Origin of the sequence: Tabrizicola sp. M-4 (assembly GCF_051132405.1) — a bacterium.
Lineage (GTDB): Bacteria > Pseudomonadota > Alphaproteobacteria > Rhodobacterales > Rhodobacteraceae > Paragemmobacter.
In genome coordinates this window covers 2,237,353-2,258,527 of record NZ_CP128606.1, presented here as the reverse complement: position 1 = coordinate 2,258,527, position 21,175 = coordinate 2,237,353, and the positions used below count along the sequence as shown (strand labels likewise).

General features: G+C 66.4%; 21 protein-coding genes. 18 read left to right on the top strand and 3 right to left on the bottom strand.

Annotation, left to right across the window (positions count from 1 at the left end):
- Nucleotides 1-18 precede the first annotated feature (18 nt).
- The gene (miaA, locus tag TabM4_RS11100; RefSeq protein WP_434612272.1) at nucleotides 19-1,017 is read right to left on the bottom strand and encodes a tRNA (adenosine(37)-N6)-dimethylallyltransferase MiaA; all 999 of its coding nucleotides are present in this window, start codon (nucleotides 1,015-1,017) and stop codon (nucleotides 19-21) included.
- Nucleotides 1,018-1,064: 47 nt separating this feature from the next.
- On the opposite strand from miaA, the gene pyrH reads away from it, so the two are divergent.
- The 13 genes from pyrH to lpxB all read left to right on the top strand — a co-directional run bounded on the left by pyrH (nucleotide 1,065) and on the right by lpxB (nucleotide 13,334).
- Nucleotides 1,065-1,799: a UMP kinase gene (gene pyrH / locus TabM4_RS11095; RefSeq protein WP_434612270.1), complete on the top strand. Its 735-nt coding sequence runs from the start codon at nucleotides 1,065-1,067 to the stop codon at nucleotides 1,797-1,799.
- A 119-nt stretch (nucleotides 1,800-1,918) separates the two neighbouring features.
- Entirely contained in the window at nucleotides 1,919-2,485 is a 567-nt protein-coding gene (frr, locus tag TabM4_RS11090) for a ribosome recycling factor (protein WP_434612268.1), read from the top strand.
- 58 nt (nucleotides 2,486-2,543) lie between these two features.
- The gene (gene uppS, locus TabM4_RS11085) at nucleotides 2,544-3,287 is read left to right on the top strand and encodes a polyprenyl diphosphate synthase (RefSeq protein WP_434612267.1); all 744 of its coding nucleotides are present in this window, start codon (nucleotides 2,544-2,546) and stop codon (nucleotides 3,285-3,287) included.
- Nucleotides 3,284-4,102, top strand: coding sequence for a phosphatidate cytidylyltransferase (locus tag TabM4_RS11080; RefSeq protein ID WP_434612265.1), 819 nt, complete (start codon nucleotides 3,284-3,286; stop codon nucleotides 4,100-4,102). Before uppS ends, TabM4_RS11080 begins: the two co-directional genes overlap by 4 nt.
- 1 nt (nucleotide 4,103) lies before the next feature.
- Nucleotides 4,104-5,288 (top strand): 1-deoxy-D-xylulose-5-phosphate reductoisomerase, encoded by a 1,185-nt coding sequence (gene dxr, locus TabM4_RS11075; protein WP_434612264.1) that lies wholly within the window; start codon nucleotides 4,104-4,106, stop codon nucleotides 5,286-5,288.
- Between the two features lie 3 nt (nucleotides 5,289-5,291).
- A complete protein-coding gene (rseP, locus tag TabM4_RS11070) occupies nucleotides 5,292-6,629 on the top strand; it encodes an RIP metalloprotease RseP (RefSeq protein WP_434612262.1) in 1,338 nt (445 codons plus the stop codon).
- Nucleotides 6,630-6,820: 191 nt separating this feature from the next.
- On the top strand, nucleotides 6,821-6,958 hold the full coding sequence (locus TabM4_RS11065; protein WP_434612260.1) for a hypothetical protein: 138 nt from the start codon (nucleotides 6,821-6,823) through the stop codon (nucleotides 6,956-6,958).
- Nucleotides 6,959-7,046: 88 nt separating this feature from the next.
- Nucleotides 7,047-9,428: an outer membrane protein assembly factor BamA gene (gene bamA / locus TabM4_RS11060; RefSeq protein WP_434612258.1), complete on the top strand. Its 2,382-nt coding sequence runs from the start codon at nucleotides 7,047-7,049 to the stop codon at nucleotides 9,426-9,428.
- A gap of 44 nt (nucleotides 9,429-9,472) precedes the next feature.
- Nucleotides 9,473-10,078: an OmpH family outer membrane protein gene (locus TabM4_RS11055; RefSeq protein WP_434612256.1), complete on the top strand. Its 606-nt coding sequence runs from the start codon at nucleotides 9,473-9,475 to the stop codon at nucleotides 10,076-10,078.
- A gap of 82 nt (nucleotides 10,079-10,160) precedes the next feature.
- Entirely contained in the window at nucleotides 10,161-10,622 is a 462-nt protein-coding gene (gene fabZ, locus TabM4_RS11050) for a 3-hydroxyacyl-ACP dehydratase FabZ (RefSeq protein WP_434612254.1), read from the top strand.
- A 2-nt stretch (nucleotides 10,623-10,624) separates the two neighbouring features.
- Nucleotides 10,625-11,422, top strand: coding sequence for an acyl-ACP--UDP-N-acetylglucosamine O-acyltransferase (lpxA, locus tag TabM4_RS11045; protein WP_434612252.1), 798 nt, complete (start codon nucleotides 10,625-10,627; stop codon nucleotides 11,420-11,422).
- Nucleotides 11,419-12,222, top strand: a complete 804-nt coding sequence (locus TabM4_RS11040) for an LpxI family protein (RefSeq protein WP_434612250.1) — start codon at nucleotides 11,419-11,421, stop codon at nucleotides 12,220-12,222. Before lpxA ends, TabM4_RS11040 begins: the two co-directional genes overlap by 4 nt.
- Nucleotides 12,219-13,334, top strand: a complete 1,116-nt coding sequence (lpxB, locus tag TabM4_RS11035; RefSeq protein ID WP_434612248.1) for a lipid-A-disaccharide synthase — start codon at nucleotides 12,219-12,221, stop codon at nucleotides 13,332-13,334. Before TabM4_RS11040 ends, lpxB begins: the two co-directional genes overlap by 4 nt.
- Nucleotides 13,335-13,459: 125 nt before the next feature.
- Here lpxB and mnmA read toward each other — a convergent pair whose 3' ends face one another.
- Nucleotides 13,460-14,605, bottom strand: coding sequence for a tRNA 2-thiouridine(34) synthase MnmA (mnmA, locus tag TabM4_RS11030; RefSeq protein ID WP_434612246.1), 1,146 nt, complete (start codon nucleotides 14,603-14,605; stop codon nucleotides 13,460-13,462).
- 137 nt (nucleotides 14,606-14,742) lie between these two features.
- Between mnmA and TabM4_RS11025 the strand changes: the two genes are divergently transcribed.
- From TabM4_RS11025 to TabM4_RS11005, 5 genes are all read left to right on the top strand, one after another.
- Nucleotides 14,743-15,021: a DUF1153 domain-containing protein gene (locus TabM4_RS11025; RefSeq protein ID WP_434612244.1), complete on the top strand. Its 279-nt coding sequence runs from the start codon at nucleotides 14,743-14,745 to the stop codon at nucleotides 15,019-15,021.
- Between the two features lie 89 nt (nucleotides 15,022-15,110).
- The gene (ctrA, locus tag TabM4_RS11020; RefSeq protein WP_434612243.1) at nucleotides 15,111-15,830 is read left to right on the top strand and encodes a response regulator transcription factor CtrA; all 720 of its coding nucleotides are present in this window, start codon (nucleotides 15,111-15,113) and stop codon (nucleotides 15,828-15,830) included.
- Between the two features lie 71 nt (nucleotides 15,831-15,901).
- The gene (gene ligA, locus TabM4_RS11015; RefSeq protein ID WP_434612241.1) at nucleotides 15,902-18,151 is read left to right on the top strand and encodes an NAD-dependent DNA ligase LigA; all 2,250 of its coding nucleotides are present in this window, start codon (nucleotides 15,902-15,904) and stop codon (nucleotides 18,149-18,151) included.
- Nucleotides 18,148-20,232, top strand: a complete 2,085-nt coding sequence (gene recG / locus TabM4_RS11010; RefSeq protein WP_434612239.1) for an ATP-dependent DNA helicase RecG — start codon at nucleotides 18,148-18,150, stop codon at nucleotides 20,230-20,232. Before ligA ends, recG begins: the two co-directional genes overlap by 4 nt.
- A gap of 189 nt (nucleotides 20,233-20,421) precedes the next feature.
- Nucleotides 20,422-20,544, top strand: a complete 123-nt coding sequence (locus tag TabM4_RS11005) for a hypothetical protein (RefSeq protein WP_434612237.1) — start codon at nucleotides 20,422-20,424, stop codon at nucleotides 20,542-20,544.
- 150 nt (nucleotides 20,545-20,694) lie between these two features.
- On the opposite strand, the gene TabM4_RS11000 is transcribed toward TabM4_RS11005, so the two are convergent.
- Nucleotides 20,695-21,147 (bottom strand): iron-sulfur cluster assembly scaffold protein, encoded by a 453-nt coding sequence (locus TabM4_RS11000; RefSeq protein ID WP_434612235.1) that lies wholly within the window; start codon nucleotides 21,145-21,147, stop codon nucleotides 20,695-20,697.
- Nucleotides 21,148-21,175: the final 28 nt, after the last annotated feature.

Below are 21,175 nucleotides of genomic sequence, written 5' to 3'. Positions count from 1 at the left end.
GGGCGGAATGGCCGTGGCCTAGCCGATGCGGCGCCAGTCGCCCATGCGGGAGCGGAACCACGTGCGCTGGCGCTTGGCATATTGGTGCGAGGCGGTCTTGGCGGCGGCGATGGCCTCGGTCAGGGAGCATGTGCCCTGCAGATGGGCGATGAGTTCCGGCGCGCCGATGGCGCGGGAGGAGGGCAGGGATGGGGTCCAGTGCGGGAGTTCGGCGCGGGCTTCCTCCAGCGCGCCTTGGGCGATCATGGCGTCGAAGCGGCGGTCGATGCGGGCATTGAGCCAGCCGGGTTCGGGCATGAGAAGGAGCGGTTCGGCAGCAGCAAGGGGCAGGAGGGGGGCGGGGGTTTCGTCCTGCCAAGCGGCGAGGCCGCGCCCGGTGCTGCGCAGCACCTCCCATGCGCGCTGGATGCGGGCGGGGTTGAGGCGGTCGATCCGGGCGGCGGTGGCGGGGTCGAGTTCGGCAAGGAGGGCGGCGTGGCCTTCGGTCGTGCGGCGGCGGTCGGCCTCGGCCCGGATTTCGGGGGGTGTCGGGGGGATGTCGGCGAGCCCCTCGGTCAGGGCGGTGAAGTAGAGGCCGGTGCCGCCCACGATGACGACGGAGCGGGACAGGAGGGGGGCGAGGTCGCGCAGCCAGTGGCCGACGGAATAGGGCACGTCGCGGGGGATGTGGCCATAGAGGGCGTGGGGGGCCTCTGCCTCGTCCTGCGGGGAGGGGCGGGCGGTGAGGATGCGCCAATTGGCATAGACCTGAAGCGCGTCGGCATTGACGACGATGCGCCCGTCGCGGGCGGCGAGGTCCATCGCAAGCGCGGATTTGCCGCTGGCGGTGGGGCCTGCGATGAGGATGGGCGCCTCGCGCGAGACTGTCGTCAGGTCGGTGGGCAGGGCCTGTTCCTTTCTGCCGGTGCGGTGGTCGGGTCCGGGTGCCGCGGAGGGGTGCGGGGAGGAGGCGGGGCCCTCCCTGCGCGTCCGGTGCAGGGCGCGCGGTTCCCCGGTTGAACCTGCCGCCGTTTTCATACATTTTGCGCCGCAGTCAAACCAGATTACGAAAAGCGGGGTTTCCCATGTCCAAACCGGTTCTTGATGCATCGGTCACCTACAGCCGCGTGATGCTCAAGATTTCCGGGGAGGCCTTGATGGGGGATCAGGGTTTCGGCCTGCATCCGCCCACCGTCCAGCGCATCGCGCAGGAGGTGAAGTCGGTGCATGATCTGGGCGTCGAGATCTGCATGGTGATCGGGGGCGGCAACATCTTCCGCGGGCTGGCCGGATCGGCGCAGGGGATGGAGCGGACGACGGCGGATTACATGGGGATGCTGGCCACGGTGATGAACGCGCTGGCGATGCAATCGGCGCTGGAGCAGTTGGGAGTGTTCACGAGGGTGATCAGTGCGATCCCGATGGATCAGGTCTGCGAACCCTATATCCGCCGCCGCGCGGTGCGGCACCTTGAGAAGAAGCGGGTCTGCATCTTTGCCGCCGGAACGGGGAATCCGTATTTCACGACGGACACCGCCGCCACGCTGCGTGCGAACGAGATGGCCTGTCAGGCGATCTTCAAGGGGACGAAGGTGGATGGGGTCTATGACAAGGATCCGAAGAAGTTCCCCGATGCCAAGCGCTATGAGACGGTGTCCTATGACGAATGTCTGGCGAAGCATCTGGGGGTGATGGATGCCTCTGCCATCGCTCTGGCCCGCGACAATGATCTGCCGATCATCGTCTTCTCGCTGGATGAGCCGGGCGGGTTCCGCGGCATCCTGCGGGGCGAGGGGACATATACGCGGGTGGCGGGATAGGCCGGGTCTGGACAGCGCCTGTCATGGCGGGGTGAACCCCGCCCTACACGCGGAGGAATTGCTCTGCTATAGAGCGGTGAAACGGTCCCGGAGCGGGCCGGAGAATGAAGGAAGCCCATATGTCGTCTGACGATCTCGACATCGACCTCGATGCCATCCAGCGCCGGATGGACGGCGCGATGAATGCGCTGAAGCAGGAATTCGCGTCGCTGCGGACGGGCCGTGCCTCGGCCCAGATCCTCGATCCGATTCAGGTGGAGGCCTATGGCCAGATGACGCCCATCAACCAGCTTGGCACGGTGAACGTGCCGGAGCCGCGGATGGTGGTGATCAATGTCTGGGACAAGGGCATGATTTCGAAGGTCGAGAAGGCGATCCGCGAAAGCGGGCTGGGGATCAACCCGGTGACCGACGGTCCGCTTATCCGTTTGCCGATCCCGGAATTGAACGAGCAGCGCCGCAAGGAACTGGCCAAGGTCGCGGCGCAATATGCCGAAAGTGCCAAGGTCGCGATCCGCAACGTCCGGCGCGACGGGATGGACCAGATCAAGAAGGCCAAATCGGCGGGCATGTCCGAGGATGACCAGAAGATGTGGTCGGACGAGGTGCAGGAGCTGACGGACAAGGCGATTGCCGCCGTGGACAAGCAGCTGGAACAGAAGCAGGCGGAAATCATGCAGGTCTGACACACGGCTTTCGCGCGCGGGCATCGGCCCGCGTCTGGCTGTGGGAGGGGAGCAGGGCTTGGGCACTGGCGAGAAAACCGATCCGAAGCACCCGCCCCGCATCGCGGAGCATGTGGCGATCATCATGGATGGCAATGGCCGCTGGGCGACCTCGCGCGGCTGGCCGCGTCTTGTGGGGCACAGGCGGGGGGCGGAGCGGGTGCGAGAGATCGTGCGGGCCTGCCCCGATCTGGGCATCCGCTGGCTGACGATCTATGCCTTTTCGACCGAGAACTGGAAGCGGTCCACCGAAGAGGTGCTGGGGCTGATGGCGATCTTTGCCCGCTATATCGAGCGCGAGGCGGATCGGCTTTCGGTGGAGGGGGTGCGGCTGCGCTTCATCGGCGACAGGTCGCGGCTTGACCCCAAGTTGCAGAAGATGATGGCCGGGATCGAGGCGCGGACGGCGGGTGGCACGCGGCTGAACCTGACGGTGGCCATCAATTACGGTGGGCGGGACGAGATCACGCGGGCCATGCGCGCCATGGCGCGGGATGTGGCCGAGGGGCGGCTGGCCCCCGAGGCGGTGACCGAGGCGCTGATCGCGTCGCGTCTGGACACGGGCGAGTTGCCGGATCCCGACCTGATCATCCGCACGAGCGGCGAGACGCGGACATCGAATTTCCTGCCATGGCAGGCAGCCTATGCCGAATATGAATTCAGCCAGACGCTTTGGCCGGATTTCACCGGGCAGGAACTGGCGGCCATCGTGCGGCGTTTCGGCAACCGGGAGCGGCGCTTCGGGGGTGTGGTCAACGGATGACCGGGACGGAAAAGGCAGAGGGCAAGACCGCGGTGGCGGGGCGCTGGGATGACCTGCGGCCGAGGGTGATTTCCGCCATCGTGATGACCGCGGTGGGTGCCGCGGAAATCTGGCTGGGCGGGCCGTCCTTCGCGGTGCTGGTGGTGCTGCTGACGGCGGGGATGGTCTGGGAGTTGGCGTCGATCACCGCGCCGCGGCAAAAGAACCGCCCCCTTTTGGTGGCGGGGCTGGCGGCGGCGGCGCTGGGTGCGGCGCTGGTGCTGCGGTCGGATCTTGCGGCGGCCTTCCTGACGGTGCCGGCCTTTGCGCTGGCGCTGACGCCCCGGCGGGACCGGCGGATCGCGGCGGCCTATGCGGTGGCGATCATGGTGGCGGGATACGGGCTGGTGGAGTTCCGCGAAGAGGCGGGGACGACGGGCATCCTGTGGCTGGTCATCGTGGTGGTGATGTCGGATGTGGCGGGCTATTTCGCGGGCCGGATGATCGGGGGGCCGAAATTCTGGCCCAAGGTCAGCCCGAAGAAGACATGGTCGGGCACGGTGGCTGGCTGGGTCGGGGCGGTTCTGGTGGGGCTTGGCTTCGTGCTGGCGGGGATGGCGGGATGGGGGCTGTTGATCCTGTCGCCGGTCGTGGCCTTTGCGGGGCAGTTGGGCGACATCGCGGAAAGCTGGATCAAGCGGCGGGCGGGGGTGAAGGACTCCTCGCACCTCATTCCGGGGCATGGCGGATTGCTGGACCGGTTCGATGCGCTGATCGGGGCGACGGTTCTGGTGATGGCGCTTGGCCTGTTCCTGAAGGAATTGCCGATTGGCTGAGATGCGGTCGATTTCCATTTTCGGGGCGACGGGGTCGATCGGGGAAAGCACCGTCGATCTGATCCGGCGCGGGGGCGGGGCGGAGGCCTATCGCGTGGTCGCGCTGACGGGCGCGCGCAATGTGGCGCGGCTGGCCGAGATGGCGCGGGAGTTGCGGGCCGAAGTGGCGGTGGTGGCGCATGAGGCGGAACTGCCCGCGCTGCGCGACGCGCTGGCCGGATCGGGCGTGGAGGCGGCTGCCGGGGCGGCGGCGATAGCCGAGGCGGCGGACAGGCCCGCCGATTGGGTGATGAGCGGGATCGTCGGCGCGGCGGGGCTGGTGCCCGGAATGCGCGCGCTGCGGCATGGGCGGACGCTGGCGCTGGCCAACAAGGAAAGCCTTGTCACGGCGGGGCCCTTGCTGATGGCAACGGCACGGGTGCATGGCGCGACGATCCTGCCGGTGGACAGCGAGCATTCGGCGGTGTTCCAGGCCCTGACGGGCGAGGATGCGGGGGCGGTGGAGCGGGTGATCATCACCGCCTCGGGCGGGCCGTTCCGCGACTGGCCGTTGGAGAAGCTGGCGGAGGCCACGGTGGCGGAGGCGAAGGCGCATCCGAACTGGTCGATGGGGAGCCGGATCAGCATCGACTCGGCTTCGATGTTCAACAAGGCGCTGGAACTGATCGAGACTCGGGAATTCTTCGGCTTCCCGCCCGAGATGATCGAGGTGCTGGTGCATCCGCAGAGCATCGTGCATGCGCTGGTGGGGTTCCGCGACGGGGGCGTGATGGCCCATCTGGGGCCTGCCGACATGCGCCATGCCATCGGCTTTGCGCTGCATTGGCCGGAGCGGGGCCATGTGCCGGTGGAGCGGCTGGATCTGGCGCGGCTGGGCAGCCTGACATTCGCGGCCCCGGATGCGGCGCGGTTCCCGGCGCTGCGGCTGGCGCGCGAGGTGATGGAGATGCGCGGCCTGTCGGGGGCCGCCTTCAACGCGGCCAAGGAGATCGCGCTGGATCATTTCATGGAAGGCGAGATCGGCTTTCTGGACATGGCGGCGGTGGTCGAGGAGACGCTGGCGCGGTTGGCGGGCGAGGCTGGGCTGGGACATTCGGCCACGGGTCTAGACGATGTGCTTGCGATGGACCATCTGGCAAGGGTGCGGGCCGGCGAAGCGGCGCGGAAGATGAAAGAAGGCAGGTAAGGCGTGGAACTGATCAACCTCATCCCGAGTTTCGGGGGTCTGGCCTATACGATCCTTGCCTTTGTCCTGGCACTTCTGATCATCGTCTTCGTGCATGAATACGGCCATTACATCGTGGGGCGCTGGTCGGGCATCCATGCCGAGGTGTTCTCGCTGGGCTTCGGCCCGGTCGTTTGGTCGCGGATCGACAGGCGCGGGACGCGCTGGCAGATCGCGGTGCTGCCCTTGGGGGGCTATGTCAAATTCTTCGGCGATTCCAACGCGGCCTCGGCGGGGCATGTGGATGAGTTGGGCGGTCTGACCGCGGAGCAGCGGCGGGCCACCATGCATGGCGCGCCGCTTTGGGCGCGGACGGCGACGGTGGCGGCTGGGCCGGTGTTCAACTTCATCCTGTCGATCTTGGTCTTTGCCGGGGTCCTGCTGGCCAATGGGGTGGCGACGGATGCGCCGACCGTCGGATCGGTGCGCGGGATGCCGGGGGTAACGGCGGAATTGCAGCCGGGCGACCGCATCCTTGCGCTGCAGGGGACCGAGACGCCGGATTTCGCAACCTTTCTTGATGCGGCTGCGGCGCTTCCTGCGCAGGCGGTGGTCGAGTATCGCGTGGCGCGCGGCGATGCGACGGTGGATCTGCGGGATTCGCATCCCCTGCCGCCGCTGGTGGACATGGTGCAGCCGGATTCGGCTGCGCGCGAGGCCGGGGTTCAGGCCGGGGATGTGGTGCTTGCGGTCGATGGCACGCCGGTTGCCACTTTCTCACAACTGCGCGAGATCGTGGGGCAGTCGGATGGCAGCGCCCTGACACTTACGCTGATGCGGGACGGTCGTCAGGTGGAGCTTGAGATGCAGCCGCGGCGGGTGGACCTGCCGCTGGCGGAGGGCGGGTTCGAGACACGGTGGTTGATCGGTCTGACCGGCGCGCTGTATTTCGAGCCCGAAACGCGGCGTCCGGGGATTGGCGAGAGCATCCTTCTGGGGGCAGAGCAGAGCTGGAACGTGGCGACCACCTCGCTTTCGGGGCTGTGGCACATGGTGACGGGGGCGATTTCGTCCTGCAACCTGCGGGGGCCCATCGGGATTGCCGAAACCTCGGGTGCGGCGGCGAGTGCGGGGATCACCAGCTTCATCCTGTTCATCGCCATGCTGTCGACAGCGGTCGGGATGATGAACCTGTTCCCGGTGCCGGTTCTGGATGGCGGGCATCTGGTTTTCTATGCCTATGAGGCGGTGACCGGAAAGCCGCCGACGGCCAAGGCGCTGCGGGTGCTGATGGCGGTGGGCCTTGCCGCGATCCTTTCGCTCATGGTGTTTGCGTTGACGAATGATCTGTTCTGCCCGTGAGGGGCGGACGGTCGCGCTAAACTTCCGGCGATTGCGTCGTTTCCTTCGGGGAGGGGTGCTTGCATCGGCAGGCACCTTTCCAGCCGTCGGGCCGACGCGAAAGCGCCGGGAAAGTGCCGGTTGGGGGCCAAACTCGCGCCATATTCCGGACCTAGCCCTTTGGTCATCGAAGGATAGCCGGAGGACGACCAATGCAGACTGTTTCGAAGGGCTATCGCGGCCTATCGGTGATCATGGTGGTGAATTCGGATCGCATCCTGACGATCGGCACCATGCTGCTTGGACTTCTGGCCGGAGCCTTCTTCGGCACGTCACTTCTGGGTCACTGAGGGCCCGAAACCGACCACAGCCTTTTGACAAGTCCTGCGCTTCCAGTTAGTGAAGACACAAGAATTTGTTAAAGGCGGGGCTGGGACAATGCGGTACACGGCGGGCGTGTCGAATGCGTCGATGAAGTCGGAGGCGCAGTCGAAAACGGGGCTCGTGCGGCCTGCCCTGATCGCCGTTTTCCTTTCCACCTCCATGCTTTCCGCGCCGATGCTGACACCGGCCGCGGCGCAGAGCTACAGCTTTTCCAGCGTCGTCGTCGAAGGCAATCAGGCCATCGAACCGGCCACGATCATCGCCTATGCCGGAATCGGGCGGGGTGAGACGGTTTCCGCGGCGCGCCTTAACGATGCTTACCAATCCATCGTGAATTCGGGCCTGTTCGAATCCGTCGAACTGATTCCCGAAGGCAACCGCCTTGTGATCCGGGTGGTGGAATACCCGATGATCAACATCGTGAACTTCGAGGGCAATGCCCGCCTGAAGGATGAGGAACTGGCCGAGATCGCGAAGTCGAAGGGGCGGCGCGTCTATTCGCCGTCGCAGGCCGAGGAGGATGCGGCGGCCATCGCCGAGGCCTACCGGGTGCGTGGACGGATCGCTGCGACGGTGGAGCCGCGGATCATCCGCCGCGATGGCAATCGCGTCGATCTGGCCTTCGAGATCACCGAGGGCCGGGTCGCCGAGATTGAACGTCTGGCCTTCGTCGGCAACCGCGCCTTCAGCGACCGTCGCCTGCGGCAGGTGCTTGAGACGAAGCAGGCGGGGCTGCTGCGGCAGATCATCCAGCGCGACACTTTCGTGGCGGAGCGGCTGGAGCTGGACAAGCAACTGCTGCGCGATTTCTATCTGGCACGCGGCTATGCCGATGTGCAGGTTCTGGGCGCCACGTCCGATGTGGCGCGCGAGCGGGATGCTTTCTTCGTGACGATCACGATCCGCGAGGGGCAGCAGTTCCGCATCGGCGACGTGTCGACGGTGTCCGAGATCGAGGGGCTGGATGCGGCCGAGTTCGAGGCGGTGCAGCGCATCCGTCCGGGAGAGGTGTGGTCGCCCGCATTGATCGACAACAATATCGCGCGGATGGAAAATCTGGCGCTGCGCAAAGGGTTGACCTTCGTGCGCGTCGATCCGCGCATCACGCGGGACGAGCGGGGCGGTCTGCTGGATGTGGAATTCGCCATCGTCCGGGGTGAACGGATTTTCGTCGAGCGGATCGACATCGAGGGCAATACGACGACGCTGGATCAGGTGATCCGGCGGCAGTTCCGCACGGCGGAGGGCGACCCCTTGAACGCGCGCGAGATCCGGCAATCGGCGGAGCGTATCCGGGCGCTGGGGTTCTTTGCCGATGCCTCGGTCGAGGCGGAGCCGGGCAGCAACCCCGATCAGGTCGTGGTGAATGTCGATGTGGAAGAGCAGCCGACGGGTTCGCTGAGCTTTGGGGCGAGCTATAGCGTCGGGTCGGGCGTTGGCTTCAACGTGGGCTTGAGCGAGCGCAATTTCCTTGGGCGCGGTCAGGCGGTTGGCGTGTCGCTGACCACCGGGACGGATGCGACCGAGGGCAGCTTCTCTTTCGCGGAACCGGCCTTCCTTGGGCGGGATGTGACGCTGAAATTCGGCGTGTCCTATCGCGAGTCGGACAACGAGAACTCGTCGACCTATGACACCCGCGTGGGCCGACTGCAGCCGGCGCTGGAATTCCCGGTCGGGGAGTTGAGCCGGTTGGAGGTGCGCTATACCTTCACCGACAGCAAACTCAGCAATGCGCCTGCGACTGCGTCGCAGATCATCCAAAACGAGGCTGCGCTGGGGGCGGTGACGACAAGCGCGCTGGGTTACACCTACAGCTATGACACTCGGATCAGCGGGTTGAACCCGAAGGGCGGGGTCCTGTTGCGCTTCAGCCAGGATTTCGCGGGCTTTGGCGGGGATGCGAAATACATTCAGACCACTGCGCTGGCTCTGGCCGAGACCAAGATCCGTCAGGAAGAGGTGACGGTACGCGCGATCTTCGAAGGAGGGATGATCAACAGCCTTGGCGGCTATGATACCCGCGTGACCGAGCGCTTCTTCGGGAATGGCAAGATCCGCGGTTTCGAACCGGGTGGGATCGGGCCTCGTGACGGCTATCTGCCGGGGGCGACTGCCGCCAACGAGGCCTTGGGCGGCAACATCTTTGCGGTTGCGCGGTTCGAAGCGGATTTCCCGGTGGGCCTGCCGGAGGAATATGGCATCACGGGTGGTCTGTTCTTTGACGTGGGCTCTGTCTGGAGTTTGGACAACGTCAATGGCGGTGTGGCCGGTGCCGAACCCGTCGACGATTCCATGAACCTGCGGTCTTCGGTCGGTTTCTCGATCTTCTGGGATACGCCCATCGGTCCGCTGCGGTTGAACTTTGCCAAGCCTCTGGTCAAGGAAACCTATGACCTCGAGCAGACCTTCGACCTGACGGTTTCGACCCGGTTCTGATGGCGGTGCGGGCCGTGTGGCGGCTTGTTGCGTTGGTGGCAGCCATGATGGCTGCCCACGCGCCCGTGACTTGGGCGCAGGAGCAGGCAGCGCCTGCGACGCAAGAGGTGCCTCAGGCGCCCGTCCTGATGGTGGATCGCAACAGGTTGTTCGCGGAATCCGCCTTCGGTCGGGCCGCGGAGGCGCGGTATCAGGCGGAAAGTGAGGCCTTGATTGCCGAGAACCTGCGGCTTGAACAGGCACTTGAAGCCGAGGAGCGTGACCTGACGGATCGCCGCGCCACGCTGGAGGCGGAGGCGTTCCAGCAGTTGGCGGCGGATTTCGATGCCAAGGCGGAGGATATCCGCACCGCGCAGGATGCCAAATCGCGCGCCATCACGGCCAAGCGCGAAGAGGACCGCCAGCGGTTCCTGCAGGCGGCGGTGCCCATCCTTGGCGACATCCTGCGCGAGGCCGGGGCGGTTGCGATCTTTGACAAGGACATGGTGATCCTGTCGTTGCGGGGCGTTGACATCACGGATGAGGCCATCGCGATGATCGATGCGCGGCTGGGGGATGGAACGGCGTTGCCGCAGGCGGGCGGTGCCACGGATGACCCCGGCGTGGAGCTTGCGCCGGTCCCCGCGCCAGAGGGCCAGTCCGCGCCCTGAGAGGTGGGGCGGCGCTTGTTTCGGCCTGCCCAAGTTGCTAGTCACGACCCTGTGGCGCAGGCCAGCCCAGATGGAGACCGAGATGACCGATACCCCCGTCACCTTTGCGGATCTTGACCTGATCCAGCGGATCATCCCGCATCGCTATCCTTTCCTTCTGGTGGACAAGGTGCGCGACATCGTCGTCAACGAAAGCTGCGTGGGCATCAAGAACGTCACGATCAACGAACCCCAGTTCACCGGGCATTTCCCCGGCATGCCGGTCTTTCCCGGCGTGTTGATCATCGAGGCGATGGCTCAGACGAGCGGTATCCTCGTGGGCCTGTCGATGGATCTGGTGGACAAGAATGCCAAGGTCTTCTTCATGGGGGTCGACGGGGTGAAGTTCCGCCGCAAGGTGGTGCCGGGCGACGTGCTGGAACTGCATGTGAAGGCGCTGCGCGGTGGCGGGCGCGTGTGGAAATTCGAGGGCCGTGCGATGGTGGAGGGCGAATTGGCCTGCGAGGCCACCTTCATGGCCATGTTCGACGTGCCGAAGGCGTGACGATGGGCATTCATCCGGAGGCGCGCGTCCACCCCTCGGCCGTGGTCGAGGATGGCGCGGTGATCGGCGCAGGCTGCGAGGTGGGGCCGTTCTGCGTGATCGGGCCGCGCGTGACGCTGGCGGAACGGGTGGTGGTGAAGAGCCATGCCGTGGTGACGGGCTGGACCGAGGTGGGGGAAGAGACGGTGATCTTTCCCTTCGCCACGGTGGGCGAGGTGCCGCAGGACCTGAAATACAAGGGGGAAGAGACGCGTCTGGTGGTGGGGCGGCGGTGCCGCATCCGCGAGGGGGCGACACTGAACCTTGGGACCGAGGGCGGTGGCGGGGTGACCCGCGTGGGCGACGACGTGCTGATCATGACGGGCGCGCATGTGGGCCATGACGCGCAGATCGGCGACCGGGTGATCCTTGTGAACAACGTGGCCATCGCGGGCCATTGCGTGCTGGGCGATGACGTGATCGTGGGCGGCCTTTCCGGGGTGCATCAATGGGTGCGCATCGGGCAGGGCGCGATCATCGGGGCGGTCACGATGGTGACGAATGATGTGATCCCCTATGGCCTCGTGCAGGCGCCGCGGGGCGAGTTGGACGGGCTGAACCTTGTCGGCCTGAAGCGGCGGGGGGTGGAGCGCGGCGAGATCACGGCGCTGCGGGCGGCCTATCAGATGCTGGCGCAGGGGGAGGGGACCTTCCTTGACCGGGCGCGCAGGCTGGCCGATGAGACGGATAGCCTGCATGTGAAGGAGGTGACGGATTTTATCCTGTCGGCCTCCGACCGGTCCTTCCTGACGCCGAAATGACGCGGACGGCGATCATCGCAGGGCGCGGGGCGCTGCCGGCCGCGCTGGCGGCGGCGGTGGACCGGCCTTTCGTGGCAGCGCTTGAGGGGTTCGATCCCAGCGGGGTGGAGCCCGATCTGCGGTTCCGGGTGGAGCGGCTGGTGCCTTTTCTGCGGCGTCTGGAAGAGGAAGGGGTGACGCGGGTCTGTTTCGCGGGCGCGGTGCAGCGGCCCCGGTTGGACCCCGCGCTGTTCGACCCAGATACGGCGACGATGGTGCCGCGCCTGTTGGCAGCGATGGGGCAGGGCGATGACGCGACCCTGCGCGAGGTGCTGGCCATTTTCGAGGAGGCGGGTTTTGCGCTTGCCGGGGTGGAGGAGATTGCCCCTGCGATGGTTCCGGGCGCGGCGGTCCTGTGCGGTGAGGTGACGGAGCGTGACCGCGCCGATGCGGCGCGGGCGGCGGAGATCGTCGCGGCGCTTGGCCGGGTGGATGTGGGGCAGGGTGCGGTGGTGCAGGAGGGGTTGTGCCTTGCGGTGGAGGCGCTGCCGGGGACGGATGCGATGTTGGCTGGGGTGGCGGCAATTCCCGTGGAACTGCGGCCCGCGGGAACGCGGGGCCTGTTCTACAAGGCGCCGAAACCCGCGCAGGATCGGCGCATCGACCTGCCTGCGCTGGGGGTGGAGACGGTGCGGCGCGTGGCCGGGGCGGGCCTTGGCGGCATCGCCTTTCAGGCGGGCGGGGTGATCTGTCTGGATCTGGAAGGGATGATCTCGGAGGCGCGGGCGCGCGGGGTGTTCCTGTGGGCGCGCGCGGCATGAGGATCTTCCTCGTCGCGGGCGAGCCTTCGGGGGACCGTCTGGGAGCGGCGCTGATGGAGGGGCTGCGGACCTTGGCCCCCGATATCCGTTTCTCGGGCGTGGCTGGGCCTTTGATGAAGGCGCAGGGAATGGGTTCCCTCTTCCCGATGGATGAGCTTACGGTGATGGGGATTGCCGAGGTTCTGCCCAAGTATTTCCACCTGAAGCGGCGTATCCGCGAGGTCGCCGAGGCGGTGATCGAAAGTGATGCCAAGGCATTGGTGACTATCGACTCCCCCGATTTCGGGCTGCGGGTGGCGGCGCTGGTCAAGGCGGCGAAGCCAGCGATCAGGACGATCCATTATGTGGCGCCATCTGTCTGGGCGTGGCGACCGGGCCGGGCAGCGAAGATGGCACGCCATGTGGACCATGTGCTTGCGCTCTTGCCATTCGAACCGCCCTACATGACGGCGGCGGGGATGAGTTGCGATTTCGTCGGGCATCCGGTGGTGGCGGAACCTCTGGCCAATGCGGCGGAACGGGCGGTCTTTGAAGGCGATGGTCCGCTGATCCTTGCACTGCCCGGGTCGCGCCGTGGCGAGGTGGCGCGGCTGGCCCCGGTTCTGGGCGAGGTCATGGGCCGTCTGGCCGCGCGGCATCCGGGACTGCGCGTGGTCCTGCCCACGGTGCCGGGCGTGGCGGGGCTGGTGCGGGACGCGGTGGCGGATTGGCCGGTGACACCGCGAATCGTGGAAGAGGCGGGGCTGAAACGCGGGGCCTTCGCCGCGGCGGATGTGGCCATCGCGGCTTCGGGGACGGTTTCGCTGGAACTGGCGGCGGTGGGGTGCCCCATGGTGATCGCCTATGACATGCATCCGGTGACGCTGTGGCTCATGCGGCGGGCGGCCTTGATCGACACGGTGACCTTGGTCAATCTGGTGAGCGAGACGCGGGTGGTGCCCGAGTTCATCGGCGAGAGATGCCGCGCCGACCTGATAGCGCCAGCCGTGGAGGCGGTGCTGGCGGAGCCCGATGGGCAACGCGAGGCGATGCGGGTGACGATGGAGCGGCTGGGACGCGGCGGCGAGCCGCCCGGACTGCGGGCGGCGCGATCGGTGCTGTCAGTTCTGTGAGGCGGGAGAAGAATTTTCGTACGAAAATTCTTCGGGTTGCGGCGGGGGACGAAGATTTTTCGTACGAAAAATCTTCGTCGGGCCCGGAACTTACACCGGCGGACAAGCCCCCGGATGGGGGCCCTTCAGGCGTTGCGGCCCTTCCATATCCAGCCGCCGCCCAGGACGCGGCTACCTTCGGGGGCATAGAAGACGCAGGCCTGGCCGGGGCTGATGCCGTCTTCGGGCGAGAGGAGTTCCACCTCTGCCTCGGTTGCCGACAGGGGCCGGATCACGGCAGGGCGCGGGGGTCTCGTGGAGCGGACCTTGACGTTCAGGTGCCATTCCGGGCGGCTGGTCAGGGGGGCGTCGCCCAGCCAGTTGATCTCGCGCAGCGGGACCGTGCGGGTAGAGAGCGCCTCTTTCGGCCCCACGATCACGCGGCGGGTGTCGGGGTCGAGCTTCACGACGTAAAGCGGATCGCCGAGGCCGCCGATGCCGAGTCCCTTGCGCTGGCCGATTGTGTAATGGATCACGCCCCGGTGGTTGCCCAAGACAGTTCCGGACAGGTCAACGATCTCGCCCGGGTCGGCGGCGCCGGGGCGGAGTTTCTCGATCACTGCAGCATAGTTGCCGTTGGGGACAAAACAGATGTCCTGACTGTCGGGCTTGTCGGCCACGGGCAGGCCATAGCGCGCGGCGAGCGCGCGGGTCTCGGCCTTGGAGGCGAGGTGGCCCAAGGGGAAGCGCAGGTAGGAAAGCTGTTCCGCGGTCGTGGAGAAGAGGAAATAGGACTGGTCGCGGTTCGGGTCGGTGGCCATGTGCAGTTCGGGCCCCACCGCACCCATCTTGCGCTGGATGTAGTGACCGGTGGCCATGCAATCGGCATCGAGGTCCTTGGCGGTGGCGAGAAGGTCCTTGAACTTCACCCTTTCGTTGCAGCGGATGCAGGGGACGGGGGTTGCCCCGGCCAGGTAGGCATCGGCGAATTCCTCGATCACCGCCTCGCGGAAGGTGTTTTCGTAGTCGAGAACGTAATGGGGAAAGCCCATGGTTTCGGCCACGCGGCGCGCATCGTGGATGTCGCGCCCGGCGCAGCAGGCCCCCTTTTTCGCAAGTGCTGCGCCGTGGTCATAGAGTTGCAGGGTGACGCCTACGACGTCGTAGCCCTCCTCGGCCAGCATGGCCGCCACGACGGAGCTGTCCACCCCGCCCGACATGGCCACGACCACGCGGGTTTGCGACGGGGGCTTGGGAAGGCCAAGCGAATTGAGTGGATGGTCGAGCGGCATGGCAGGCCTTTTGAGGGCAGGTGCAGGAGGAGGGCATATAGGAAAAGCGGGGTGGGGAACAAGGGTACGATGGGGTGCATGTTCAGCAAGGCTTAAGGAACCGGCGCGATAGTGGGGCCGCATCAAGGAGGCTGCCCATGTATATCAAGCGTGTATCCGGTCCCCGCAACGTGACCCTGCCCGACGGTACGATCCTTTCGCGTGGTGATCTGCCCCCGGCGGATACGCGGCGCTGGGTCGCGCGGCGCAAGGCGGTGGTGGTTCAGGCGGTGGAACATGGCCTGATCGGGCGTGAGGAGGCGCTTGAGCGATATGGGCTGACGGAGGAGGAGTTCCTCCTGTGGGAGACGGCGGTGCGCAGCCATGGCATCGCCGCGCTGCGGGTGACGAAGCTGCAGCAATATCGACAGTTTTAAGTTGTGTTTCATGCAAATCGTGGCAATGTAAGACTTGTTTAACGAGTGGTCTGCAAAGTCGTCCCTGGCGACCTTACGGAGTGTAGAATATGCGAGTACTTCTGGTTGAAGACGATCCCGCGACGTCGCGGAGCATCGAGTTGATGCTGACACATGCCAATCTGAACATCTATTGCACCGATTTGGGCGAGGATGGGATCGATCTGGCGAAACTTTACGATTACGACCTGATCCTGCTGGACCTGAACCTTCCCGATATGAGCGGGCATGAGGTGTTGCGCCAGTTGCGGCTGGCCCGGATCGAGACGCCGATCCTGATCCTGTCGGGGTCCGACGATACGGACAGCAAGATCCGCGGGTTCGGCTTCGGCGCGGACGACTATATGACCAAGCCTTTCCACCGCGAGGAGTTGATCGCGCGCATCCATGCGATCATCAGGCGGTCGAAGGGACATTCGCAATCGGTGATCCGCACGGGCCGGGTGAATGTGAACCTCGATGCGAAGTCGGTTGATGTGGATGGCAAGTCGGTGCATCTGACGGGCAAGGAATATCAGATCCTTGAACTGCTGAGCCTGCGCAAGGGCACGACGCTGACGAAGGAGATGTTCCTGAACCACCTCTATGGCGGGATGGACGAGCCGGAGTTGAAGATCATCGACGTCTTCATCTGCAAGCTGCGCAAGAAGCTGGCCGAGGCGACGGGGGGCGAGAACTATATCGAGACGGTCTGGGGGCGCGGCTATGTGATGCGTGATCCGGTGCCGGAGATCGCCCATCGCCGGGTTTCGATCGCCGCGGCAAGCTGATCAACGATCGAGCCTTCTGGACGTGACCCCGGTCGCCCCCTAAACCTTGGGGGCGATCCACGGGGGCGAAGATGACGGGCGACACAGAACCTGCAGCGCTGACAGAGGCGGAGGCGCGCCTTGAACTTGCCCGTCTTGCGGCCGAGATCGCCGCGGCGAACCAGGCCTATCACGTAGAGGACGCGCCCGAGATTTCGGATGCGGAATATGACGCGCTGAAACGGCGCAATGCGGCTATCGAAGCGCGGTTCCCCCATCTGAAGCGCCCGGACAGCCCCAGCGATCAGGTCGGTGCGCCGGTGGCGGAGGGATTCGGCCAGATCCGGCACGAGGTGCGGATGCTGTCGCTTTCCAACGCCTTTGCCGATGAGGAGGTGGCGGAGTTCGACGGGCGGGTGCGAAGTTTCCTCGGGACGGAGGCGCGCATCGCCTATGTGGCCGAGCCGAAGATCGACGGGTTGTCGCTTTCGCTGCGCTATGAGGGGGGCGTGCTGGTGCAAGCGGCGACGCGGGGCGATGGCGAGATGGGGGAGAATGTCACCGAGAACGCCCTGACCATCGCCGATATCCCGCGCCGGGTGACGGGCGCGCCCGCGGTGATGGAGGTGCGGGGCGAGGTCTATATGTCGCACGCCGACTTTGCCGCGCTGAACGCGCGGCAGGCGGCGGGCGGGGGCAAGGTCTTTGCCAATCCGCGCAATGCGGCGGCGGGGTCGCTGCGGCAACTGGATGCCACCATCACGGCGGCGCGGCCCTTGCGGTTCTTTGCCTATGCCTGGGGCGCGCTGTCAGAGCCGCTGGCCGCGACGCAGTTCGGGGCGATTGAGCGATTGAAGGCGCTGGGTTTCCAGACCAATCCGCTGACCGTGCTTTGCGCGGGGCCGGAGGAGATGCTGGCGCAGTATCGGCGGATCGAGGCGATGCGGGCGAGCCTTGGCTATGACATCGACGGGGTGGTCTACAAGGTGGATGACCTGTCCCTGCAGGCGCGGCTTGGGTTCCGGGCGACGACGCCACGCTGGGCCATCGCGCACAAGTTTCCCGCCGAACTGGCCTGGACGCGGTTGGAGGCCATCGACATTCAGGTGGGGCGGACCGGGGCGCTTTCGCCGGTGGCGCGGCTGGCGCCGGTGACGGTGGGGGGCGTGGTCGTGTCGAACGCGACGCTGCACAACGAGGATTACATCGCGGGGCGGGATTCGCGCGGCGAGGTGATCCGCGGGGGTAAGGATATCCGCGTGGGCGACTGGGTGCAGGTTTACCGCGCCGGGGATGTGATCCCGAAGGTCGCGGATGTGGACCTTGCCCGCAGGCCCGAGGGGGCGGTGGCTTACGTCTTTCCGCATATCTGCCCGGAATGCGGGTCAGAGGCCGTACGGGAAGAGGGGGATTCCGTGCGGCGTTGCACGGGGGGCCTGATCTGCCCCGCGCAGGCGGTGGAGCGGTTGGTGCATTTCGTGTCGCGGTCTGCCTTCGATATCGAAGGGCTGGGGCGGAAACAGGTGGAGATGTTCTTTGCCGATGACATCCTGCCGGTGAAGGAGCCTGCGGACATCTTCACGCTTGCCGCGCGGGATGCGGCCAATCCTTTGCAGAAGTTGAAGAATCGCGACGGTTTCGGGGAGAAATCGGTAACCAATCTCTGGGCCGCGATCGAGGAGCGGCGGCGGATACCGCTGGCGCGGCTGATCTTTGCGCTGGGGATGCGGCATGTGGGCGAGGTGGCGGCGCAGGATCTGGCGCGGCATTACATGACGTGGGAGGCGCTGGTCGCGGCAGTGGATCTGGCGCGGCCTGCGGCGCTGGCGCATCGGGCGGCGGATGAGGCGGAACTGGCGGAGCGGGCGGCGGCGGTGGCCGAGGGGCGGCGCGCGCGGGTGAAGGAGGCGAGGGATCGCGCCGTGGCGGCGCTGTCAGTGCCGGAAGAGGCGCAGGCGGCGTGGCGGGAGTTAATCACGGGCGACGGGATCGGGCCGGTTCTGGCCTTATCGCTGTCGGATACGCTGGCCAATGCGGAGGAGCGGGCGTCGATTGCGCGACTGGTGGCGCATCTGGAGGTGCTGCCGCCCGAGGCGCGGGCGACCGAGTCTCCGGTTGCGGGGTTGACGGTGGTGTTCACCGGCAGCCTTGAGAAGATGACGCGGGCGGAGGCGAAGGCGCGGGCGGAGGCGTTGGGGGCGAAGGTGGCGGGGTCTGTCAGCGCGAAGACGGATCTGCTGGTGGCGGGTCCCGGTGCGGGGTCTAAGGCCAAGGATGCCGAGCGCTTGGGCGTGAAGATGATTGACGAGGACGCGTGGCTCGCCCTCATCGGGGATGCATGACGCGGCCAGTCGAACTTTTCCCGCTTTTCGCGGGGCTGGAAACGCTGGAGGGCGTGGGGGAGAAGACGGCCAAGGCGATGGCTGGGCTGGGGGTGGAACGGCCGAAGGATCTGCTGTTTCTGTTGCCGCATTCGGGCGTGGATCGGGGGCGGAGGGACTCGGTCCGGGATGTGGTGCCGCCCTGCGTGGTGACGGTCGAGGTGGAGGTGGGCGCGCATTTCCCGCCGCGCACGAAGGGCAAGCCCTATCGTGTGATGGTGCGGGATGCCGCGCTGGAATTCACGCTGGTCTTCTTTCATGCGCGGGGGGATTTCCTGCAGAAGCTTTTGCCTACGGGGCAGCGGCGGGTGGTGTCTGGGCGGGTGGAGCTGTTCGATGGGATGGCGCAGATGGTGCATCCCGACCATGTGCTGCGGGTGGAAGAGGCGGGGGAGTTGCCGGTGTTTGAGCCGGTTTATCCGTTGACCGCCGGGGTGACGCAGAAGGTGGTGGCGAAGGCGGTGGCCGGGGCCTTGGCGCGGGCGCCTGTCTTGCCGGAATGGATCGACGGGCCTTTGTTGGCGCGGGAAGGGTGGCCTTCGTGGCGCGAGGCGGTGGAAGCGGTGCATCGGCCGGAGGCTGCGGCGGAATTGGCCCCGACGCATCCGGCGCGGCAGAGGTTGGCCTATGACGAATTGCTGGCGCATCAGCTGACTTTGGCCTTGGCGCGGGCGACTTTGCGGAAGCAGAAGGGGCTGCCGACGGTCGGTGACGGGTCGTTGCGGGCGAAGGTGGTCGGGTCATTGCCCTATGCGCTGACCGGCGCGCAGGCGCGGGCGGTGGGGGAGATTGCGGGGGATATGGAAGGTCCGTTCCGCATGAACCGGCTGTTGCAGGGGGATGTGGGGGCCGGGAAGACCTTGGTCGCCTTCCTCGCGCTGCTGATCGCGGTGGAGGCGGGGGGGCAAGGGGTGATGATGGCCCCGACCGAGATTCTGGCGCGGCAGCATTTCGCGGGGCTGGAGCCACTGGCTGCGGCGGCGGGGGTGCGGCTGGAACTGCTGACGGGCCGTGACAAGGGGACGGAGCGGGCGGCGAAGCTGCGCGATCTGGCGGAGGGGCGGATTGCCGTGCTGGTGGGGACGCATGCGGTGTTCCAGAAGGATGTGGTCTTTGCCGATCTGCGGCTGGCGGTGGTGGACGAGCAGCACCGTTTCGGCGTGGCGCAGCGGATGGAGTTGGGGGCGAAGGGGGCGGCGACGGATACGCTGGTGATGACGGCGACGCCCATTCCGCGGTCGCTGGCGCTGGCGACTTATGGGGATATGGACGTTTCGGTGCTGGACGAGAAGCCGCCGGGGCGGAAGCCTGTCCGCACGGCGCTGGTGAGTACGGCGCGGATGGAGGAGGTGGTGGGGCATCTGGCGAAGGCCGTGGCCGAGGGGCGGCAGGCCTATTGGGTGTGCCCGCTGGTGGAGGAGTCGGAGGTGTTGGACTATGCCAGCGCCGAGGCGCGGTTCCAGCATCTGCGCGCGGCCTTGGGCGATGTGGTGGGGATGGTGCATGGCCAGATGCCACCTGCTGAGAAGGATGCCGCCATGGCGCGGTTCGTTTCGGGCGAGACGAAGGTTCTGGTGGCGACGACGGTGATCGAGGTGGGGGTGAATGTGCCCAATGCCAGTATCATGGTGATCGAGCGGGCGGAGACGTTTGGGCTGGCGCAGTTGCACCAGTTGCGGGGCCGTGTGGGGCGGGGGGCGGCGGAGTCGACCTGCCTACTGATGTATCAGGCGCCGTTGAGCGAGGGGGGCGAGCGGCGGTTGAAGGTGCTGCGCGATACGGAGGACGGGTTCCGCATCGCGGAAGAGGATCTGGCGATGCGGGGGGCGGGCGATCTGATCGGGACGGCGCAATCGGGGCTGCCCCGGTTCCGGGTGGCCGATCTGGAACGGCAGGGGGCGCTGATGGCGATTGCGCAGAGCGATGCAAGGCGGCTGCTGGCGGATGATCCGGCGCTGGACGGGCCGCGCGGGAAGGCGGCGCGGCTGCTGCTTTGGCTGTTGGATCAGGACCGCGCGATCCGGCTTATCGGGGTGGGCTGACGCCCCCCATTTACGGCCTTGAAGCGCAGGGGCCGGGCCCTTCGTTTCCATGGCGGGCCAACCCCCTCGCCAACCCTCCCCCATCCTGGGGGAGGGAGTGTTCTTGATATGAACGCGAATGTTCTTAAAAAGTTCTTTACATGAGTCGGCGAATATGAGAACAATGCAGCAACAAAGCCATGGAGGGTGATGATGCTGACGGATGTGAAGGATATTCTTTCCCGCTCTCGCGCGACGGTGATCGAGGATACGATCGGGGTGGTTGCGCTTTTCTCCATGCTGGTGCTGTCGCTGCACCTGTTCTCTGCCTGAGTTCTGCCTGCGCTTTCGGTTCCATGTGCCTGTCCCCAAGCGGCACCCGGATGGCAGCCCTGCCCATCCGAAGAACGAAACGCCACTGACCGCCGCCGTCGCAGGACGTGCGGCGGTTTTTTCATGGGGCGGTTAAGGGCGGGTTGACGGTCAGACCGCCGCGCGGGCCTTGAGGGCCTCGTCCATCGCGGCAAGCGTGGCGTCGAGGGCGAGGAGGATGGAGGCGTGGCGGTTGGCATAGTCGCGGGCGGGGAGCAGCACCTCAAGCCCGTCGAAAGGCGCAGCGGGAACGGGGCCGCCGCGTTTCAGCATGGCTTCGAGTTCGGCGCGGGCCTTGGCGATGTCGTCGCGTGTGCGGCCAAGGATGGCGCGGGCCGAGACGGAAGCGGAGGCCTGACCCAGCGCGCAGGCCTTCACGTCCTGCCGGTAATCGGCGATGCGGTCGCCGTCGAGGGTGAGATCGACGGTGACGGTCGACCCGCAGAGGGGAGAGCGTTTCCGGGCCGTACCTTCGGGGGCGGGCAGGCGGCCGGTCAGCGGCATGTCGGCGGCGAGTTCGAGGATGCGGCCCGAATAGAGCTTGACGAGGTCTGTGTCGCTCATGGCTTTTCCTTTCGCTGGCTTGTCCTTA

Bases quoted from the DNA above. Each gene is read 5' to 3' on its own strand.
- fabZ (WP_434612254.1), top strand. From the start codon at position 10,161: ATGACCGATACCCCCGTCACCTTTGCGGATCTTGACCTGATCCAGCGG.
- frr (WP_434612268.1), top strand. From the start codon at position 1,919: ATGTCGTCTGACGATCTCGACATCGACCTCGATGCCATCCAGCGCCGG.
- pyrH (WP_434612270.1), top strand. From the start codon at position 1,065: ATGTCCAAACCGGTTCTTGATGCATCGGTCACCTACAGCCGCGTGATG.
- bamA (WP_434612258.1), top strand. From the start codon at position 7,047: ATGCGGTACACGGCGGGCGTGTCGAATGCGTCGATGAAGTCGGAGGCG.
- ligA (WP_434612241.1), top strand. From the start codon at position 15,902: ATGACGGGCGACACAGAACCTGCAGCGCTGACAGAGGCGGAGGCGCGC.
- dxr (WP_434612264.1), top strand. From the start codon at position 4,104: ATGCGGTCGATTTCCATTTTCGGGGCGACGGGGTCGATCGGGGAAAGC.
- TabM4_RS11080 (WP_434612265.1), top strand. From the start codon at position 3,284: ATGACCGGGACGGAAAAGGCAGAGGGCAAGACCGCGGTGGCGGGGCGC.
- mnmA (WP_434612246.1), bottom strand. From the start codon at position 14,605: ATGCCGCTCGACCATCCACTCAATTCGCTTGGCCTTCCCAAGCCCCCG.
- lpxA (WP_434612252.1), top strand. From the start codon at position 10,625: ATGGGCATTCATCCGGAGGCGCGCGTCCACCCCTCGGCCGTGGTCGAG.
- TabM4_RS11065 (WP_434612260.1), top strand. From the start codon at position 6,821: ATGCAGACTGTTTCGAAGGGCTATCGCGGCCTATCGGTGATCATGGTG.
- TabM4_RS11055 (WP_434612256.1), top strand. From the start codon at position 9,473: ATGATGGCTGCCCACGCGCCCGTGACTTGGGCGCAGGAGCAGGCAGCG.
- TabM4_RS11000 (WP_434612235.1), bottom strand. From the start codon at position 21,147: ATGAGCGACACAGACCTCGTCAAGCTCTATTCGGGCCGCATCCTCGAA.
- ctrA (WP_434612243.1), top strand. From the start codon at position 15,111: ATGCGAGTACTTCTGGTTGAAGACGATCCCGCGACGTCGCGGAGCATC.
- TabM4_RS11040 (WP_434612250.1), top strand. From the start codon at position 11,419: ATGACGCGGACGGCGATCATCGCAGGGCGCGGGGCGCTGCCGGCCGCG.
- miaA (WP_434612272.1), bottom strand. From the start codon at position 1,017: ATGAAAACGGCGGCAGGTTCAACCGGGGAACCGCGCGCCCTGCACCGG.
- TabM4_RS11005 (WP_434612237.1), top strand. From the start codon at position 20,422: ATGATGCTGACGGATGTGAAGGATATTCTTTCCCGCTCTCGCGCGACG.
- lpxB (WP_434612248.1), top strand. From the start codon at position 12,219: ATGAGGATCTTCCTCGTCGCGGGCGAGCCTTCGGGGGACCGTCTGGGA.
- recG (WP_434612239.1), top strand. From the start codon at position 18,148: ATGACGCGGCCAGTCGAACTTTTCCCGCTTTTCGCGGGGCTGGAAACG.
- TabM4_RS11025 (WP_434612244.1), top strand. From the start codon at position 14,743: ATGTATATCAAGCGTGTATCCGGTCCCCGCAACGTGACCCTGCCCGAC.